This window comes from Streptococcus parasanguinis (genome assembly GCF_001073155.1).
In the GTDB taxonomy this organism is placed as follows: Bacteria; Bacillota; Bacilli; order Lactobacillales; family Streptococcaceae; genus Streptococcus; species Streptococcus parasanguinis_D.
Map to the genome: position 1 here is coordinate 1 of NZ_JVEE01000026.1, position 18,124 is coordinate 18,124.

Genomic DNA, 18,124 nt, shown 5'->3' on the forward strand with positions numbered 1-18,124 from the left:
CTGTGCGGAGGTGGGACGACGAAATCAAATTCTAACGAATTACCGATTTCTGTCCCACTCTCATTTTCTGCAATTTTTTCGAATGGTATAAGTGAGGGGATTCCCTATACGAAATCATCGGAGGTTGCTATGAAGAAACGACACGAGTATGTATCGCCCACCTTGGATTTAATGGCGAAAAAGATTTTTAGTCTACCGGATGTGACAGCCAAATTCATCCGCGAAGTCTTGGATCTGCCAGTAGAGTCCGTTGAGATTTTAGAAGGAGACCAGATCCATGAGCAGGGGTTTTTAGGAGATCTTCCTTTTGAAACATCCGTTGATGTGAGAGCAAGACTAGATAGTGGGCTTGAAGTGATCATTGAGATTCAAGTTTTGAAGCAAGAGTACTTCTTGAATCGTTTCCACTATTATTTAGCCAATCAACTGGTAGAAAATGTCCAACGCAAGCGAAAGAAAGGAGCGACCCATTCTATGTACCAGGAGCTGGAGCCGGTCTATGGGATCGCTATCCTGGAGCGAAGTATTTTTCCTCATTTAGATTCACCCGTCAATGTCTATGAAATGCGCCATACGGTAGATGGGACACCTCTTTATAGCTCTCGAAAGAATGGAGTAGCGCACAATATGTTAAAGGTTGCCTTTTTAGAGTTGGATAAGTATAATGAAAGTAGAGATACGGAGTTGAATGCTCACTGGAGACAATGGCTTGAATTTTTTGGCAATCACCCATTCAGTCATCAACCAGATCAAGTGATCGAGCAGGCAGAATCACTCCTGATCCCATCAAATTGGACAAGGGAGGAAAAAGAAATGATTGATGAACGGATTCGTATCAGAGAAAATTGGGAAATGAGCATGGATACCTTTCGGAAAGAACAACTGGAAGCCGGTTTTCAGAAAGGGTTGAAACAAGGACTCGAACAAGGACTCGAACAAGGACTCGAGCGTGGTCTTGAACAGGGATTGGAACAAGGCAGACAAGAAGGCATGGAGTTGGGAGTTCAAGCTGGTCAGCAGTCTCTGATTCAGAAACTGGCTTTGAAGGGGATGAGTATCGAGATGATTGCTGAAATGACGGATTTATCCAGGGAATCCATCAAAAAAATGTTGGCTACTGATTCGTCTAACGAGGAGTAGTAGCGCGAACAGAATTTGTGGAACAAAGAAACTTTGAGAATTATCTTGCTTAGAAAAAAGTAGTTCTAGAATGGATTGTAAAGATCGTCAGGAGTTCGTTATTCTTGGATCTTGATCCTCTACAGATTTATACGGTTATGATTTATTGATGGTTGGATACTTTTGTCCAACCTTTTTTCTCATTCTTCTTGGCCCATCCTTAGTGAAATGGAATAAAAGTTTAAAATGTCCGAGTTGTAATCCTTGACATTACATTATGATCGTGTATAATAGCTATTGTAACAAAAAATCTTACAACAGAAAGAGGAAACAACTATGAAAAACATTTTATTTATCGTCGGATCTCTTCGTCAAGGATCTTTTAACCACCAAATGGCTAAGAAAGCAGAAAGTCTTCTTGAAGGAAAAGCAACTGTGACTTACTTGGACTACAAGGACATCCCAATGATGAACCAAGATTTGGAAACACCAACCTTGCCAGCTGTACAAGCAGCGCGTGATGCGGTTCTTGCTGCAGATGCCATCTGGATTTTCTCGCCAGTTTATAACTTTGCGATTCCAGGCGTAGTGAAAAACCTGATCGACTGGCTGAGCCGTGCCCTTGACCTGTCAGAAACGCGTGGTCCATCTGCCCTTCAAGACAAGATCGTAACGGTTTCTTCAGTAGCCAATGCCGGACACGAACCAATGTTTGCGGCTTACCAAGCGCTCTTGCCTTTCGTTCGGACTCAAGTGGTTGGAGAGTTTACTGGAACAACCGTTAACCCAGAAGCTTGGGAAACAGGTGAATTGGTCTTGACAGATGAAGCGGTCGCAGGGCTGGAAAAACAAGCACAAGCATTATTAGAAGCATAAGAAAAGCTGAGACAGAAGTCTCAGCTTTTTAGATACTAAAGAGTTGTCCGAAGAAGTATGTCACACCCATGGTGAGAAGGCCAATGATGAGGTTGCGAAGCATGGCTTGCTTGGTTGGAGCTTTTCCCAGTTTTGCACTGGTATAGCCAGTGAAGATCAAGGATAGTCCAACAACGAAGACCGTCACCGGAATACGATAGGCAGTTGGAAAGAGAATAATAGAGAGCATTGGAGGAAGGGAACCAACCGAAAAAGCAAGGAAGCTAGAGGCAGCAGCATGCCAAGGATTGGTAAACTCCTCGTATTCGATACCATATTTTTCTTCAACCAGGGCTTTGAGGGGATGTTTCAGAAAGGCCCGTTCTGTCAAAATCTTTGCGGAAGTTTCGCATTCTCCATTTTGAAGATAAGCGTGGTAGAGAGATTCTCTCGCTAACTTTGGATCGCGATCCAACAAGGCTTGTTCGCGGTTCACAGCGGCTTCTTCCGTGTCTTTTTGTGTGGAAACAGAGACATACTCACCGCCCGCCATCGAAAAGGCACCTGCCAGAATCGCCGACAAGCCAGATAGGAAAATGATCCAGATGTTTGGTGTGGCACTGGCTACCCCAATCACCACCCCAGCAATAGAAATGATCCCATCATTGGCCCCGAGAACAGCGGCTCTCAAGATATTCAAGCGGTCGTTAAATGATTCATCTACTCCATGTTTCATTTCAGTCATACAATATCTCCTTCATCTTATTTAGAATGATTATAAATAAAATACAAAAAGAAAGCAAGGATTTTAACTCAAATGATAAAAGTTCGACAATTTAATGAAGTTTAAGTTGTAATATTTGACATTACAACTTAAAGAGGTATAATGTAACAAATGTAATTACAACAAAAAAGAGAAAGAATATGGTATACGCCTATTCTAGCAAGGTTTATTTAGCGGAAGTGGCCTTACCTTTCAAGATCCTGATGGCATTGTCACACGGGTAAGAAAAGGATAATAAAAAAACAGCAAATTTTGCTGTTTTTTATGAGATAAATTAGTTCATTTCATTTTCTTTTCCGACAACCCAAAATAAGAGAAGGAGTTGGAAGATGCCTAAGGCAAATAGGACCATAAAACCGTTGCGACTTCCCTTAGCAGTGGCTTGGGTGAAGTCCATCTTTTGATTAGCTTGGCTCATGGCAACGATCAGTGAAGCCAGGGTTGTTCCGACAGCGCCTGCAAATTGTTGCAGAGTGTTAAAGATCGCGTTCGCATCGGGTTGCTCTTCCAGAGAAAGTTGTTTTTGTCCGTTGGTCATGATATTGCCAAAGGCCAGTCCCATACCGGTCATGAAGATCATGTAAAAGATGAGAATCAAGCCATTTGTCAGCTTCAGGGCAAAAAGGGTGAAGTGGAAATGGGCTAGAAGGATTAAAGCAGCTCCAAGGAGAATCGGTTTGCGAGCGCCCAACTTATCTAGAATGAGACCAGAGAAGGGAGCAAAACCTGCTCCAATGATGGCTCCTGGAAGCAACATCAAGGCTGCAAGAGTGGTGCTCGAGTGGTTGACCAATTGGACATAATTGGGCAAGAGGAAACTCATGGCCAGAGAACCTAATTGGAAGGTGAAAAAGGCAAGAACATGGCCAGTGAGGAGATGGTTCTTTAAGATGGCAAGGTTGATAATGGGAGTCTCTAACTGATTGGACCGCCAGACTAAGAGAACCAGTCCCAAAAAACCAATCACCAGCCAACCAAGGACAGAAAAACTAAAGAAAGCATGATCAGAAAGACCGTGAATCCCTAAAATCAAGCCTAAAAATGAAGCAATAATGGCGAGAAGGCTCATGATATCAAGCGTTTCTCGCTTGACTGTACTGATTTGTTCAATGGAGCGAAGTCCTGCAACTAGCGAAGCTAGAAGGATCGGGAATTGAACCAAAAAGATGGACCGCCAACCGAAGTTAGCTGTCAAGAGACCACCGACAGTAGGCCCAATGGCGGGAGCGATAGCTGTAATCAGGGTACCCACTCCCATCATGAGACCGATCTTGCGTTTTGGGACCTGCTCTAAAATGATATTAAACATCAGAGGAAGGGCAAAACCAACCCCCATTCCTTGGACCAATCGCCCCAGAACCACAAAGCCAAAACTTGGAGCCAGGAAGTCAATGAGAACACCTAAAACAGATAGGAGATTTCCAACTAAAAAGATGGACTTCATTTTAAAAGAGCGCTTGAGGTAGGCAGATAAGGGGACTACACAGGCAACCACTAGAAGATAGATGGTGGTGACCCACTGGACGGTTGCGGTATTGATCTCAAATTCCTTCATCAATATTGGGAAGGTGATATTCATGGCAGTTTCTCCAGCCACCCCGCAAAAGGAAAGGATCCCTGTTGCAAAAATAGCATACAGGACCTTGGCTGAAATTTTTTCTTGTGACATCGGTGTTTGATTCCTCCTAAATCTTCCTAAAGATATGGACTATGGTATAAAAATCATGGTTACGATCTGATTTTCCGTCAGCTCCAATCGCTATGAGCATAGCAAGACCAACGGTAACCTGATCCATCGTTTTGTTAGCTAACAAATAGTATAGAGGAAATGAAGACCCCTGTCAAAGAGTTTTTGAAAAGTTTTGAAAATATTAACAGCATTCTCAACTGATGACATCTCTCCAAACGAAAGGATACGGTCGCGAGTATGATATAATAAGAAGAAAGCAGTAAACGTGAATAAGTCAATCAACTCGAACAGGAGGCCCCATGACCAAGTATTTAGTCCAGAAGTTTTTCTGGTTACGAGAAAAAAGTTTGATTCAAATTTCCCAGAAAACTCTGGTTTCCTTATTTCCTTTTTTTCTATTTTCAGGAATCATTCGGGTGATCGCTCTATCGGTCTTCTCCGATCGAGGCTATATCCATCAGCTCTTTTCGATGGATAGCTGGTTGCTATGGGATCAGGCCATCAGCCAGGTCCTCGGTAATATTTCTAACTTTCTAGGAGGTCTAGCTGGACCGTTAGCGACCTACTTCGCTGGAAAATACACAGCTGGGCACTACGGTAGAAGTACAGGGACAGCAGGTGTCACTGCTCTTTTGGTCAGCTTGATTGTAGGGTCCCAGGAATTGTTGGTGGGACCACTCCATGACGGGCAACTGACACGTATCAACTTACCTGCGACGACCAATATCGTCTTAGCGATTTTTTTAGGCTATCTAATCGGGCAGATCTTTCGTCTATCCAAGGCCAGTGACGACCAGATTGTGGACAAGGATTTCATCTATCAACCCAAGACGGTGCGTCCCATTTTCTTATCCTTAGTTCTAGGGGTCAGCCTCAATCTTCTTGTGGTTCTTGGGAACCAATTTAATATTTTTCAGACTATCCGACAGTTCTTGGCTTCTCTAACGGTAAGCAGTCATCATCTCTTGTCCACCTTTGTCATGGGACTATTTAGTGGGCTATCTGCTTGGTTTGGTAATAGTCAAGCCTTTGCCTTGAACTCAATTGCGGATGATAACTTTGCTTTGGAAAATCTCACCTACGCTGTGACGCATCATACAACGACAGGCATTCCTCATCTCTATACCTTGACCAATTTGTACCGCAGTTTTGGTCTGGTAGCTGGTGTCGGAGCCGTCCTAGCTCTTTTGGTTGCAATCTTATTGGTTTCACGAAGTCAAAAGGACAAGAAAGTCAGTTTTCTCAGTCTGTTTCCAAGCCTCTTTAACAACGGGGCGTCTTTCATGGTAGGGATACCGGTCCTTCTCAACCTCCTATATGTGATTCCCTTCTTATTGATCCCCTTGGTGAATATGGGAATAGCAGCTGTAGCTTTGTGCTTCAAGCTGATGCCTGCAGCCGTCTATCCGGTGCCAGATGGGACTCCTAGCCTTCTCTATGCTTTTATTGGAACCGGAGGAAGTTTGAGGGCCTTAGCTGTCAGTATCCTTTGTTTTGCCATCGATGTGCTCCTTTATCTACCATTTGTCCGCATGGGAAATCGTATCCGAAAAGATCTAAAAGTGAAAGGAGAAAGCGATGAAGCCATCTAAAAAAACAGCGATCGTCCTCACTTTGGTCAGTCTTTTCTTGATCGCTTTAGCCATTCCTTCTTATAGCTGGACTCGGACCAATGTTTCAAGAATCGAGAAATTTTATAATTCGAAATTGTCTCCCATCATCATGATCCCGGGAAGCTCTGCGACAGAGAACCGCTTTGATGGTTTGGTGACCAAGCTCAACCAAGAACGCCAAGGAACCAAACACAGTCTACTTAAGGTTAAGGTTTGGAATGATGGGCATATCACCTATAGTGGTAGTATTGATGCCAAGGACAATGAGCCGGTAATTGTGGTTGGTTTTGAAAACAACAAAGATGGTTATAGCAACATTAAAAAGCAGGCTAAACTATTCAATCAAGCCTTTGAAGCCCTTCAAGAAAAATATAATTTTAATAATTTTAAGGGCTTGGGTCATTCCAACGGTGGCTTGATCTATACAGCCTTTATTGAAAATTATCTAGGGAATTATGATGTGGATCTCAAGACCCTTATGACGATTGGAACTCCCTACAATTTCACGGAGACCAATATCAAAAATAAATCTGAGATGTTGGCTGACTTTATCAAGGGAAAAGAAGCCATCCCGACAACCCTCCATATGTATTCAGTAGCAGGGACCATCACCTATGATTCAGATGAGTTGGTCCCAGATGCCAGTGTTTCTGCTGGGAAATATATCTACCAAAACCAAGCAGCTAGCTATACGGAGATTACGGTGACGGGGGAAGATGCCCAGCACTCGGATCTTCCGACCAATGATGAGGTAGTTGCCTTGGTGAAAGAGCATATTGAAAGTCAAACGGATAGTCGTGCCAAACCGAATAAAATAAACTAAGTGTGAAGAAGGGATTCCTTCCTCATGTTTTTTTTAGTATAATAAAGATCAGTATGAAAACATGGGAGACTAAAGGAGAAAAGATGAAAAGAAAACAATGGATGCCCTTAGGCTTAGTGGCTTCAAGTATGGTCATGTTAACAGGATGTTACCAAAGATACCAACGCCAGTCCAGTCCCAAAAAAGAGGCTGCAACAAGCCAGACCTCAGCAAAGAAACAAGCGAAAAAAGCAGATAACAAACAATTATACCAGTCTGTTTTTTCAGACTACCAAAAGATTTTTACCACTTCAAAAGATTTAGATGCTATTTCCAAATTGAATGATGCATTAGCCAAAGAAGATCGGATGATCAATAGCTGGGTGATCGAGACTATCATCAATCAGCCAGATGCCGTTCGCTATGCCTTTAAGGACTTAAATAACGATGGGGTAGATGAGATGATCATCGCCAATCAGCAGACTGATGGAAGCTACTTTGTGACAGGAGTTTATTACCTCAAGAACCAAAAACCGACTCTACTAGCTGAAGGTTTCGTCGCTGGACACGGTGGAGCGCGCAATGCGACGACCCTCTATCAGGGAGGAGAAGTCTTAGAAGTCAGCTGGATGTCAGGAACTGGCCGTGGTGTAGCTGTGCTCTCACGGATAGAAAAGGCGCCTCAAGCTGCGACCAAAGTCCAGGAAGAAGAGGTCCAAGTACCTGGTTCAGATCTGAATAGCCTCTTTGGAAAATCGGATGAGGAAAAATTGGATCTCAAGAGTTTTGACTGGCAAACTTTTGACAGCACACCATCGGCGGGAAATAGCCAAAGCCAGGAAAAAACGCCTTGGAATGCTGAGAAATCAGCAAAATTGGCAGAATTTATGAAGACCTGGGGCGAAAAGATGGGCCAACCCAACTATCAAAAAGGCATCGCTGGCGGTGATGTAGGACCAGACAACCTCTATACTCTAGGGGAAAATAGTAAGATGGATGCCATTTATACAGATACTGGTCAAGGAAATGCAAAATACCGCATCGTGGAACGCTATAGCAATTGGGACAAGTATCCAGATGTGCATAGTTATTTCTTTGCCATTACAGATACAGGAGAAGGTATTGTCTTTCATTCTCCAACGACTAATGGTGGAAAGATGTATCTAAAACCAACGGACAACAAGGAACTTCAAGAAGAGTTCAATCAATTACTTCATCAATGAAAAAAAGAAACAGGAGCGAAATCTTGTTTCACACATTTTATGCACTGTTGCAGTTAAAAGGCAAATAAATATGTTAGAAACTTACTTTAATACCTCGATGTAGTTCTTTAAACAATCAGCTACGGGCTTATTCAGTTATTTCAAGCATTCATCAAAGATTGGACGTTTTGTCTAATCTTTTACTTTATTCGCAGAATAAATAAAAATTTATTTTCTGGTTTTTGTGAAGAGGACGGCAAAATATGTTAAGAGTTAGTGATAAAAGCTGGTATAAAAAGGATTAAGTGCATAAAATATTTGACAATAAAAAGATTTCATTTTAAAATATAATTAATCAATATCTATAGGAGAAAAAATATGAAAAAACTTCTTACAGCCGGTGTGGCTCTCTTGTCGGTTGCAACGTTAGCAGCTTGTTCTGGTAAAACTGCTTCAGAATCATCAAGCAAGGATTCAAAAGCTTCTTCTAGCAAAGTAGAAAAATCATCTACTTCAGAAAGCAAATCAAGCAGTTCATCAAAATCAGCGACATCTTCTGTTGAAATTCCAGAAGTTGTCTTGTTGACTGATGAAGAAATCGATAATGCCAAAACAATTGGTGATTTTAAAAATCTTTATACTAAATTAATCGATAATTACAAAAAGTATGCACAAGATATCGGTCAGAAAATGCCGGCTTCACAACGTGATAGCTATAATCAACAAGTAGAACCAGCTATGAAAGCGATGGATGAATCAAAAACTCAATTTGATACTATGCTTTCAAGTGCGGGTTCAGATGATACGGTTGTTCCTGACCAAGGACGTACACCTTTCTTACAACAAATTAAAACATCTCGTGACTCATTGAAAAAAATTCTTGATAGTGTATATACAGCTCTTGGATCATACACATCTTCATCAGCTGAATAATCAAAGAAAAAAATAGGGTAGGACCTCAAGTCCTAGCCTATTTTTGTTTTCTTACAAAAATGTAAGAAATAAAGGGTAAAATGTAAGGTTATGTTATGGTGAAAGCGTTTCAGTTTTAGTACAATAGATTTGTAAAAAACGATTGAAGCTTTTATCGAGCTAGAAAGGAATGGACCATGACCCTACTAGACGTTCAACATATCAAAAAAATCTACAAAACCCGCTTTCAAGGAACGCAGGTTGAAGCCCTAAAAGACATCCATTTCACCGTGGAAAAAGGGGAATACGTTGCCATCATGGGGGAATCAGGATCCGGGAAATCCACCCTCCTCAACATCCTAGCCATGCTGGACCAGCCGACCGAAGGCTGGGTCTACCTCAATGGCACCGACACCTCGACCATCAAGAACAAGGATGCGTCGAGCTTTCGTCGGGAAAAACTAGGCTTTGTCTTTCAAGATTTCAATTTGCTTGATACCTTGTCTGTCAAGGACAATATCCTTCTCCCTCTGGTCCTTTCTCGCAGACCGGTCAAGGAAATGATGAGTAAGGTCGATAGCGTCAGTCGGGAATTGGGCATCCACCAACTGCTTGAAAAATACCCTTACGAAATCTCTGGTGGGCAAAAACAAAGGGTGGCCGTAGCGCGGGCCATCATCACCTCGCCAGAAATCCTCCTGGCAGATGAGCCAACAGGGGCGCTGGATTCCAAGTCTTCGGCTGCTCTTCTAGATGTCTTTGAAGATATTAATAGCATGGGGCAAACTATCCTCATGGTGACCCACTCAACCGCAGCGGCAGCTCGGGCCAAGCGCGTGCTCTTTATCAAGGATGGGATCCTTTACAACCAGATTTTCCGCGGGGAAAAGCCGGAGCGTCAGATGTTCCAAGAAATCTCGGATACCCTGACGGTCATGGCGGGAAAGGAGGATCGTGATGTTTAAATTAACAAGTAAATTGGCTCTTTCCAACCTCAAACAAAATCGCAAGTTGTATTACCCTTTCGCTATAGCTGTCATTTTAACGACCATGATCCTCTATAGTTTTATCGCCTTGGCAACGACCCCTCATTTAGAGGATTCTTACGGAGGGAGAACGGGGAGAACGGTTCTTGGTTTTGGTTGTTTCGTCGTCCAGCTGGTCGTCATCATTTTAGTGGCTTATGCCAATGGCTATGTCATGAAAAATCGTTCCAAAGAACTGGGACTCTACAGTGTTTTGGGAATGGAGAAGAAGCACCTCCTCGTCATGACCTTATGGGAATTGCTTATCTTCTATATTCTCACAGTTGGCGCGGGACTGGGTTTGGGGCTTTTATTTGATCCCTTGATTTTTGCCCTGCTCTTAAAATGTATGGGGCTTCCAGTCGTCATTCAATCAACCTTCCAGATAGGGGCTGTTCTTAACACTTTACTTGGGTTAGCCTTAGCTTTTGGCCTCATTCTTTTGTTGAATTCTTTCCGCCTCTTGCGCTACAGTTCCCTTCATCTTATGCAGCAAAAGAAAGCAGGAGAGAAGAAGGGAAGATTCTTGCTGGTCCAAACTCTTTTAGGTCTAGGGCTCTTAGGAATTGCTTTCTATTTGGCGCTAACAGCGGAGCGTCCGGTTGCGGCTGTCCAAGGATTCTTTATTGCTGTCATTTTGGTCATTCTTGCGACTTATCTCTTATTCAACGCAGGCTCCATTACCTTCTTAAGATTTCTCAAAGGTCGGAAATCCTACTATTACAAGCCAGAGAATTTTATATCTGTCTCTAACTTAATAGCTCGGATGCGAAAAAATGCAGCGGGCCTTGCGACGATTAGTATTCTATCCACCATGGTTTTGGTCACCTTAACCGGGTCGCTTAATATCTTTGTTGGAGGGAAGAACTATCTAGATACTGTTTACCCTTCTGATTACATGATTAGTGTGGGGCATATGCCTTCAGATGCTGAAACAGAACCGGTTATCAAGGATGTTCAAGCTATTATTCAGAAAACAGCCGATGCGACACATCTGTCAGATTATCAGGTGGCACAGACAACATACTGGTCGGCTGAAATTCGAAAGATTGATGGAAGGATCTTAGAGGTGAATGATCAGTCCACTCCATCAACTGGTCAGGAGTTAAAGTCAGAAGGAACAGTCTACTTTTTTGATCAGGCGACTTATGAGCAACTGACCGGTCAAAAAGTTGAGCTTGGGGAAAATGAAATCCTAGCCTATGGTTATCAGTATCCGGGAAGACTAGACTCGAAATTAGAAATCAATGGGAAGACCTTCACGATTAAACAAAAATTAGACTCTAACTTTATCCAAGGGAAAATCCCTCAAATCGAACTGTTTCAACATCAAATGGGCTTGCACCTTGTCCTCCCTGACTTGAACCAACTGGGACTAAAAGTTGATAAAAATTTGGAATTCTCTATTACTGCTAAAAATAAAGAGAACCAAGATTTTATCTCTAGCTTGATCAAAGAGCTGTATTCGACAGACAAAATGAGTCAATATGGTGCGACTCTTTTTGGTGGATATGAACGATACAGCATAGAGAAAGAGTGGCGTGAATCAGCAGGGACTCTCCTCTTTATTGGAGTTTTCCTATCTGTGATCTTTCTATTGGCTACGGTTCTCGTGATTTACTACAAGCAGATTTCAGAAGGCTATGAGGACCGGGAAAATTTTGTGATCTTGCAACAAGTAGGATTGGACCAAAAGCAAACGTCCATCACGATTCGCAAACAGATTCTCACCGTCTTTTTCCTTCCATTATTCTTCTCCTTCCTATACCTAGGAGTAGCCTACAAGATGATTGCAAAAATCGTTGCTATCTTAGGAGCAACCAATGCGGGCTTGGTCCTTCAAACAACTCTCTCTATCTGCGCCGTCTTTTTCATCTCCTATATTCTCGTCTTTCTTCTGACTTCTAGAAGTTATCGGAAGATTGTCGTGAGATAGCGGTTGAGTCTAGAAAAGATTGAGAAATGAAAAAGCCGATAAGTAGACAACCTGTTTTTTTACTTAGAACAAGCTAAGTGTTGCGGAAAGAATTATAATAATGTATGTTATTAAGCTTATTTAAACAAATACCGAAACTTTCCGCCGTGAGAAAAGTGCTAGAAATAATAGTATTTCTAGCACTCGGGAGTTTTGGAACTTCGGAGAAGTTCGCTAACGTCCGTACTCACCTAAGGAAAGTTTCAAAGATAGTTTTATCCTTAACCAAAAAACACCGGGGATTTTATCCCCGGTGTTTTCTATCGTGATTATTTCACGTGTTTTGCAAGTTCTTCTTGCGCTTTTTTGTTTGATTCTTCTTTTTCTTTCAACCAATTCTTATAAGCTTTTTCGTAGTCAGCAGTTGTGACTGTCTTGTCTTGAAGTTTTTGGTATTTGAAGAAGTTTGAATCTCCCTTGATACCAATTGAAGAACGAGCGCCTGAGAATGGTGTTACCTTCGTGATAGATGGAACTCCACCCTTAGAGTAGATTGGAAGAACCATTGCGTTTTCTGTCAACCAAGCTTGAGCAGCAGCGTATTTTTCATAACGTGCATTAGTGTCTAATTTTTCAGCATTGGCAGCATCCAACAATTCTTTGTACTCGTTCAAACCGATTTTCTCGATGAGCGCTTGGTCTTTCTTAGGATCAAGTCCCATACCAGTCAAGGTTGAACCATCTGTTGGGTTTAAGATATCCAAGTAAGTAGATGGGTCTTGGAAGTCAGGTCCCCAACCAGTGATATCCATGTCAAAGTCTTTTTGCTCTGGTGATTGGGCAAAGTAAGTAGCGTTATCCGCATCGTCTGTAGACAATTTTTGCACATCGATCACGACATTGTCTTTACCAAGAGCAGATTCGATAGAGCTCTTCATAGAGTCTGCTTGTTGAACAAGTGAGCTAGAAGATTGGTCTACGACATAGTCGATATGGATTGGGAATTGAACCCCTTGTGATTGCAATTCAGATTTTGCTTTTGCAAGTTCTGCTTTGGCTTTATCCGCATTGTGCAAGCTATCTTGAGCATCAGCAAAGCTAACACCTTTCCACTCATCTCCTGTTGCAGCAAGTTTTTCTTCAACGAGTGTACCGAAGTCTTTTCCGTTGGCTTGCACAAATGTAGGTGGAACTAGTAGGGTACGAAGAGTTTTTGATGCTCCATCTTTCCCATTCACTTGAGCGCTATATGAGGTTCTATCTAAAGCAAAGTTCAAGGCTTGACGGAAGTTCTTGTTTTGAAGAGCTGTCTTAGTGCTGTTCTTTTGCTCGTCAGAAGTCTTCTTAGTATGACCGTAGTTTTGACGGTTGACGTTGAAGTAAGCATAGTAGACAGTCGCATCTTGTGGTGAATAAACGATGTTATCCTTGAATTTCTTCTGAATTGTGCTGTAAGTTGAGCTCGTTGGGAAGAGACGAGCAGAAGATAAGTTGCCATCTGAGAAGTTACGAGCCAGATAGTCTTGGTCTGATCCATCGAAGTAAGTTAATTTAACGGTATCGATGTGAACATTTTTCTTGTCGTAGTATTCAGGGTTTTTATCCAGTTCAATTTGTGATTTTGAAGTGAAGGATTTCAAAATGTATGGACCGTTGTAGAGGATACCACTTGGTTTCACGCTACCAAAGTCTTTACCAGCTGATTCAAGGAATTTTGCATTAACTGGCATCATAGTAGCAGTCGTCAATTTAGAATTCCAGAAAGATTCTGGTTGGTTCAAAGTATATTGAAGAGTGTGATCATCAACAGCTTTTACCCCAACGGTTGAGAAGTCTTTAGTTTTCCCGTTTACATAGTCATCCAAGCCTTTGACTGAGTTTTGAACCAAGTAAAGAGCATCAGATTTTTTATCTGCTACGTATTTTAGAGATGTCACGAAATCTTTTGCAGTGACGTCAGCGTATTCATTTCCTTCTGAATCATACCACTTCGCATCTTTTCGAAGCTTGTAAGTATAAGTCAGACCGTCTTTTGAGACGGACCAGTCTTCTGCAAGAGCAGGAACTAAGTTACCGTATTGGTCGTTTTCAAACAAACCATCGACCAAGTTGGTAGTAATGTCGCTTGTAGTTGCACGGTTTGAAGTCAAATAGTTCAAGGTATCAGGGTCAGAACTATAGACATATTTATAAGTCGTACCTTTTGACGCATTAGAAGATGAGCCACATGCAGCAAGGAAAAGCGTTGAAGCCGCGGCGACACCTGCTAAAAGAGCAAGCTTCGATTTTTTCATATTCGTGTCTCCTTTTGAATAATTTTAATTATTATACTCCAATCAATCTACAAAATAAAGTGTTTTTTGAACTTTTTTTGTATATTTACACACGAGTATACAGAGAAACCTTGATTTTAAGGGATTTTTAAGGAATAAAAATTTTTTTGAAAAAAGTTACTATTATGCTTTACATACTAGCTGAGAAAGAGTATACTGATAGTGAAAAGACTAGTATGTAAAACAAACTAGTGAAAAATGTGAAGAAAGAGGTGAGAAGGATGAAAGAGTCCCAATTACTAAAGGGAGTCTTGGAGGGCTGTGTGCTGGAGATTATTTCAAAAAAGGCCATCTATGGCTATGAATTGATCCAAAGTCTCAAAGAGATGGGATTTGATAAGATTGTCGCTGGGACCATTTATCCCCTGCTTCAAAAATTAGAAAAACAAGGGGTCATTCATGGGGAAATGAGGCCGTCTCCAGATGGTCCTGATCGTAAGTATTTTTCACTCAGTGATGCTGGAAGAGAGCGCTTAGAGGAATTTTGGGACCAGTGGCAGGAGCTAGTCACAAAAGTAGAACGTATCAAGAAGGAGGGAGAAGAATGGTAGAAAGTTATACAGAAAAAATGTCAGATGAATTGATTCATCTAAACAAAGAGGATCAAGCCTATGTGAAAAAAATGGTGGCCTATATTGGGGCCAAGTCCTATTTTTATGATGATGAAGCGCTCGGTGAACAACTCTACAATATGGTTTGCGACCTGAAAGTTGCTGAAAAAGAAGGCATTCGGGCGGTGGATTATTTTGGAAAGGATCCACGGGCGATGGTGGATCAAGTTCTTTCAGACTTGCCTAAACGCTCTTTAGGATCTTATGTGGGACTCGTCTTCCTACTTGGAGTGATCTTGGTTGGCATGCGTTATTTAATGGATTTTACCTGGATGACGCCACTAAAAATCGAACCCTTGACCTATGTTGTCATTCTCCTCAATTTCTTGGTGTTCAGCCAGTTCATCACGTGGCTTTGGTCTAAACAGAGCTATGGTGAAATGAAGTGGTCTTGGGCTATGTTTATCAGTGTGATCAGCCTGATGGTATTTCTGAACATCGTACGACAATTTTCGATCTATTTTGGCCACATTGGGAGTCTCTTCTTATCAGATGGTTGGGCGATTGTTCTCGCTGTCCTAGTCTTACTTGGGTTTACGGTCATGGCTTTTAGAAGCAGGAATCGTCTGATGTCGAGTCTACTAGTCATGGGCCTGACTTTCCTAGTTACAGGATGCTGGATTCGTCTTGTGAATCAGGAAACTGCTCAATTAATAGGCTGGTTACTTCCTCTCATGGGACTAGTCCTGACCCTTATTGTATTTTGTCTCCAAAGAAAGAAGGAAGAAGCATGAAATCAGCAATGTATTTTGAAGAAACGCAGGCCTTGATGCAAACCTTTAGCCAGGAGGACCAAGCCTATTTCCAAGATCTCTGGGATTATTTCAATTTTGCAGGTTTCTTATATGAGGAGAAAGCCTTAAGAGAGCAGGTCTATAATCTAGCGCTAGATTTTTCGCAAGCAGGAGCGGATGGCTTAACGGCCAAGGACTATTTTGGTCTCGATCCAAAGGGAATGGCAGACCAAATCATCGAAAATATGCCCAAAGAATCGACGCGGTCTGTTTTGAAATATGGGGCTATCTTTTCAGGTATTGTGATATTTTATCGCCTCTTAAGTGATTTTGCTTCTCAAGCGGTCCTTGTGCTCAAGCCACTAGTCTATTTGACAGACATCATTTTGGGACTCCTAGCTGTTGGGATCATCTTCTATCTCCTTCGTCGTCTCATTTTTGCGGAGGAAAAAACGAAAAAAGCAATTTATGTAGCATTTGTTCTAGTTCTAGGATTCTATTTTGTCGGTGAAATAGTGGGAGTCCGCTTCTTGCCAGCTCTTGCTTGGTTTGTAGTCCCTAGTCCTTGGGATGCTCTTCTCATGACAGGGTCTAGCGGAGCTCTCATCCTTTGGCAATGGAAAGAAGAGTTTGGACGAGCTTTCATCTTTCCTATCGTCGCCTTTTTAGTGGTTGGATTCTTACATCGCTGGACCTTGGCACAAGGAGTTCAGAATCTTGGTATGACGGTTCTTCTGCCCACAGTGATCATCGTTTTTGGGCTCGTTATTTATTATTGGTTTACGATTCGTGCTTTGAAAAAGAATAGGACGGAAAGTGATAAATAGAAAGAAAAGGGGGGCTGGGACAAAAGTCCTAGCCTCTCAATTGTTTTTGGATTGTCGAGCAAGACGCAGTGGTTGAGTGCTCAAAGCACTGCTTTGAGGTGGTAGATAGGACTTGCTAAGCAAGTTTCCTAAGTAGTTGTTCGCTTTTCAAGTTCCAAAGATGCCCTACTCAACTGTGCGGAGGTGGGACGACGAAATTGAATTCTGACGAATTACCGATTTCTGTCCCACTCTCTTTCTTGTCCAAGTATGATAGAATAAACTCATTAGATGGGAGAATATACATGAATCTATTTCGAAAAAAGGGACTTTGGCAAGTACACCCGGGTCTAAATCGCCATTTACGATTGTGGGATTTGATTATTTTAGGAATCGGTGCCATGGTGGGGACAGGAATCTTCACAATTACGGGAACAGCAGCAGCGAATTTAGCTGGTCCAGCCTTGATTATTTCGATTGTGATTGCGACTTTTTGCGTTGGCTTATCTGCCCTCTTCTTTGCTGAATTTGCGTCTCGCATCCCTTCAACTGGTGGGGCCTATAGTTACCTCTATGCCATCTTTGGAGAGTTTCCAGCCTGGATTGCAGGTTGGTTGACTGTGATGGAATTTATGACAGCTGTATCAGGGGTGGCTTCAGGTTGGGCTGCGTATTTCAAGGGCTTGTTGGCCAATCTTGGCTGGAGCCTGCCGACAGCTTTAAACGGGACTTTTGATCCAGCTAAGGGAACTTATGTGGATCTCTTGCCTATTTTGGTTATGGTCCTCGTCACAGCCTTAGTCCTTATGAATGCAAAAGCGGTTTTACGCTTTAATTCCTTGCTGGTCTTACTCAAGTTCTCCGCTCTTGCCTTGTTTATTCTTGTCGGGATTTTTCACCTAAATCCTGGCAACTGGGCAAACTTTGCTCCGTATGGATTTGGCGAAATCTATGGTGGTCAGACAGGGATTATGGCTGGAGCTTCGCTCATGTTCTTTGCCTTTCTTGGTTTTGAGTCCATTTCAATGGCGGTCGACGAAATCAAGGAACCACAAAAGAACGTTCCTCGTGGGATTGTCCTCAGTCTCTTGATCACAACCGTTCTTTATATCTTGGTCACCCTGGTTTTGACCGGTATGGTTCCTTTTAAGAACTTAAATGTAGAAGACGCGGTTGCCTTTGCCCTTCGTCAGGTCGGAGCTGGTTGGGCTGGAAATTATGTATCCTTAGTGGCTATTTTGACCTTGATTACCGTCTGCATTTCCATGACCTTTGCCCTTTCACGGATGATTTACAGTTTGGCGCGGGATGGGCTTTTGCCAAAAGCTATGAAACAGCTCGATCCAAAAACTAGAATTCCCAAAAATGCAACACTAGTAGCTGGCTCGATGGCTGCCATTGCTGGTGGAGTCTTTCCACTTGCAAGTATCGCTTCCTTCTTAAATATTTGTACCTTGGCTTACCTAGTTATGTTGGCCTTTGCCCTCTTGAAATTGCGCAAGGAACACGGGGCTCCTGGACCTGGTGAATTTAAAACACCCTTGGTTCCAGTCTTGCCAATCCTGTCGATTGTGGTCTGTCTGTCCTTTATGACCCAGTATTCCCTATCGACCTGGCTGGCCTTCGGAGTTGCTCTCCTGATCGGGGTCGGAATTTATTTCGGTTATGGGTATCGCCATTCAGAAGAAAATCAATAAAAGATGAAAGCTAGAGTAGAAGAACT

General features: G+C 42.3%; 15 protein-coding genes. 12 read left to right on the forward strand and 3 right to left on the reverse strand.

Annotated features, from left to right (window positions below; all coding sequences use genetic code 11):
- The first annotated feature begins 129 nt into the window (after positions 1-129).
- On the forward strand, positions 130-1,140 hold the full coding sequence (locus tag ADH92_RS03630) for an Rpn family recombination-promoting nuclease/putative transposase (protein ID WP_049497171.1): 1,011 nt from the start codon (positions 130-132) through the stop codon (positions 1,138-1,140).
- 315 nt (positions 1,141-1,455) lie between these two features.
- Positions 1,456-1,995, forward strand: a complete 540-nt coding sequence (locus ADH92_RS03635) for an NADPH-dependent FMN reductase (protein ID WP_045759196.1) — start codon at positions 1,456-1,458, stop codon at positions 1,993-1,995.
- Between the two features lie 28 nt (positions 1,996-2,023).
- Here the strand turns inward: ADH92_RS03635 and ADH92_RS03640 are convergent, their stop codons facing one another.
- Together ADH92_RS03640 and ADH92_RS03645 are read right to left on the reverse strand one after the other, a co-directional pair.
- Positions 2,024-2,719, reverse strand: coding sequence for a VIT1/CCC1 transporter family protein (locus ADH92_RS03640; protein WP_049497174.1), 696 nt, complete (start codon positions 2,717-2,719; stop codon positions 2,024-2,026).
- A 313-nt stretch (positions 2,720-3,032) separates the two neighbouring features.
- Positions 3,033-4,427 (reverse strand): MFS transporter, encoded by a 1,395-nt coding sequence (locus tag ADH92_RS03645; RefSeq protein ID WP_049497176.1) that lies wholly within the window; start codon positions 4,425-4,427, stop codon positions 3,033-3,035.
- Between the two features lie 320 nt (positions 4,428-4,747).
- Between ADH92_RS03645 and ADH92_RS03650 the strand changes: the two genes are divergently transcribed.
- The 6 genes from ADH92_RS03650 (at position 4,748) to ADH92_RS03675 (ending at position 11,938) form a co-directional block, all read left to right on the forward strand.
- Positions 4,748-6,040: a PTS transporter subunit EIIC gene (locus tag ADH92_RS03650; protein WP_049497178.1), complete on the forward strand. Its 1,293-nt coding sequence runs from the start codon at positions 4,748-4,750 to the stop codon at positions 6,038-6,040.
- Positions 6,027-6,884 (forward strand): alpha/beta hydrolase, encoded by an 858-nt coding sequence (locus tag ADH92_RS03655; RefSeq protein ID WP_049497180.1) that lies wholly within the window; start codon positions 6,027-6,029, stop codon positions 6,882-6,884. Before ADH92_RS03650 ends, ADH92_RS03655 begins: the two co-directional genes overlap by 14 nt.
- Positions 6,885-6,967: 83 nt before the next feature.
- Positions 6,968-8,086 (forward strand): DUF4767 domain-containing protein, encoded by a 1,119-nt coding sequence (locus ADH92_RS03660; RefSeq protein WP_049497182.1) that lies wholly within the window; start codon positions 6,968-6,970, stop codon positions 8,084-8,086.
- A 357-nt stretch (positions 8,087-8,443) separates the two neighbouring features.
- Entirely contained in the window at positions 8,444-8,998 is a 555-nt protein-coding gene (locus ADH92_RS03665) for a hypothetical protein (protein ID WP_049497184.1), read from the forward strand.
- A gap of 176 nt (positions 8,999-9,174) precedes the next feature.
- Positions 9,175-9,942 (forward strand): ABC transporter ATP-binding protein, encoded by a 768-nt coding sequence (locus ADH92_RS03670; RefSeq protein ID WP_049497186.1) that lies wholly within the window; start codon positions 9,175-9,177, stop codon positions 9,940-9,942.
- Positions 9,935-11,938 (forward strand): FtsX-like permease family protein, encoded by a 2,004-nt coding sequence (locus ADH92_RS03675; RefSeq protein ID WP_049497189.1) that lies wholly within the window; start codon positions 9,935-9,937, stop codon positions 11,936-11,938. The genes ADH92_RS03670 and ADH92_RS03675 overlap by 8 nt, the downstream gene beginning before the upstream one ends.
- A 308-nt stretch (positions 11,939-12,246) precedes the next feature.
- On the opposite strand, the gene ADH92_RS03680 is transcribed toward ADH92_RS03675, so the two are convergent.
- The gene (locus ADH92_RS03680) at positions 12,247-14,211 is read right to left on the reverse strand and encodes a peptide ABC transporter substrate-binding protein (RefSeq protein ID WP_049497191.1); all 1,965 of its coding nucleotides are present in this window, start codon (positions 14,209-14,211) and stop codon (positions 12,247-12,249) included.
- Positions 14,212-14,471: 260 nt separating this feature from the next.
- On the opposite strand from ADH92_RS03680, the gene ADH92_RS03685 reads away from it, so the two are divergent.
- From ADH92_RS03685 to ADH92_RS03700, 4 genes are all read left to right on the forward strand, one after another.
- On the forward strand, positions 14,472-14,801 hold the full coding sequence (locus ADH92_RS03685; protein WP_003012258.1) for a PadR family transcriptional regulator: 330 nt from the start codon (positions 14,472-14,474) through the stop codon (positions 14,799-14,801).
- Positions 14,795-15,595 carry a hypothetical protein gene (locus ADH92_RS03690; protein ID WP_049497194.1) on the forward strand — a complete coding sequence of 267 codons (801 nt, stop codon included), beginning with the start codon at positions 14,795-14,797 and terminating at the stop codon, positions 15,593-15,595. The genes ADH92_RS03685 and ADH92_RS03690 overlap by 7 nt, the downstream gene beginning before the upstream one ends.
- Positions 15,592-16,422: a hypothetical protein gene (locus ADH92_RS03695; RefSeq protein ID WP_049497196.1), complete on the forward strand. Its 831-nt coding sequence runs from the start codon at positions 15,592-15,594 to the stop codon at positions 16,420-16,422. The genes ADH92_RS03690 and ADH92_RS03695 overlap by 4 nt, the downstream gene beginning before the upstream one ends.
- A 284-nt stretch (positions 16,423-16,706) precedes the next feature.
- Entirely contained in the window at positions 16,707-18,098 is a 1,392-nt protein-coding gene (locus tag ADH92_RS03700) for an APC family permease (RefSeq protein ID WP_049497197.1), read from the forward strand.
- The last annotated feature ends 26 nt before the right edge of the window (positions 18,099-18,124 follow it).

Excerpts from the sequence above, each read along its gene's own strand:
- ADH92_RS03670 (WP_049497186.1), top strand. The coding sequence starts at position 9,175 with ATGACCCTACTAGACGTTCAACATATCAAAAAAATCTACAAAACCCGC.
- ADH92_RS03660 (WP_049497182.1), top strand. The coding sequence starts at position 6,968 with ATGAAAAGAAAACAATGGATGCCCTTAGGCTTAGTGGCTTCAAGTATG.
- ADH92_RS03630 (WP_049497171.1), top strand. The coding sequence starts at position 130 with ATGAAGAAACGACACGAGTATGTATCGCCCACCTTGGATTTAATGGCG.
- ADH92_RS03665 (WP_049497184.1), top strand. The coding sequence starts at position 8,444 with ATGAAAAAACTTCTTACAGCCGGTGTGGCTCTCTTGTCGGTTGCAACG.
- ADH92_RS03700 (WP_049497197.1), top strand. The coding sequence starts at position 16,707 with ATGAATCTATTTCGAAAAAAGGGACTTTGGCAAGTACACCCGGGTCTA.
- ADH92_RS03655 (WP_049497180.1), top strand. The coding sequence starts at position 6,027 with ATGAAGCCATCTAAAAAAACAGCGATCGTCCTCACTTTGGTCAGTCTT.
- ADH92_RS03645 (WP_049497176.1), bottom strand. The coding sequence starts at position 4,427 with ATGTCACAAGAAAAAATTTCAGCCAAGGTCCTGTATGCTATTTTTGCA.
- ADH92_RS03675 (WP_049497189.1), top strand. The coding sequence starts at position 9,935 with ATGTTTAAATTAACAAGTAAATTGGCTCTTTCCAACCTCAAACAAAAT.
- ADH92_RS03635 (WP_045759196.1), top strand. The coding sequence starts at position 1,456 with ATGAAAAACATTTTATTTATCGTCGGATCTCTTCGTCAAGGATCTTTT.
- ADH92_RS03690 (WP_049497194.1), top strand. The coding sequence starts at position 14,795 with ATGGTAGAAAGTTATACAGAAAAAATGTCAGATGAATTGATTCATCTA.
- ADH92_RS03680 (WP_049497191.1), bottom strand. The coding sequence starts at position 14,211 with ATGAAAAAATCGAAGCTTGCTCTTTTAGCAGGTGTCGCCGCGGCTTCA.
- ADH92_RS03685 (WP_003012258.1), top strand. The coding sequence starts at position 14,472 with ATGAAAGAGTCCCAATTACTAAAGGGAGTCTTGGAGGGCTGTGTGCTG.
- ADH92_RS03695 (WP_049497196.1), top strand. The coding sequence starts at position 15,592 with ATGAAATCAGCAATGTATTTTGAAGAAACGCAGGCCTTGATGCAAACC.
- ADH92_RS03640 (WP_049497174.1), bottom strand. The coding sequence starts at position 2,719 with ATGACTGAAATGAAACATGGAGTAGATGAATCATTTAACGACCGCTTG.
- ADH92_RS03650 (WP_049497178.1), top strand. The coding sequence starts at position 4,748 with ATGACCAAGTATTTAGTCCAGAAGTTTTTCTGGTTACGAGAAAAAAGT.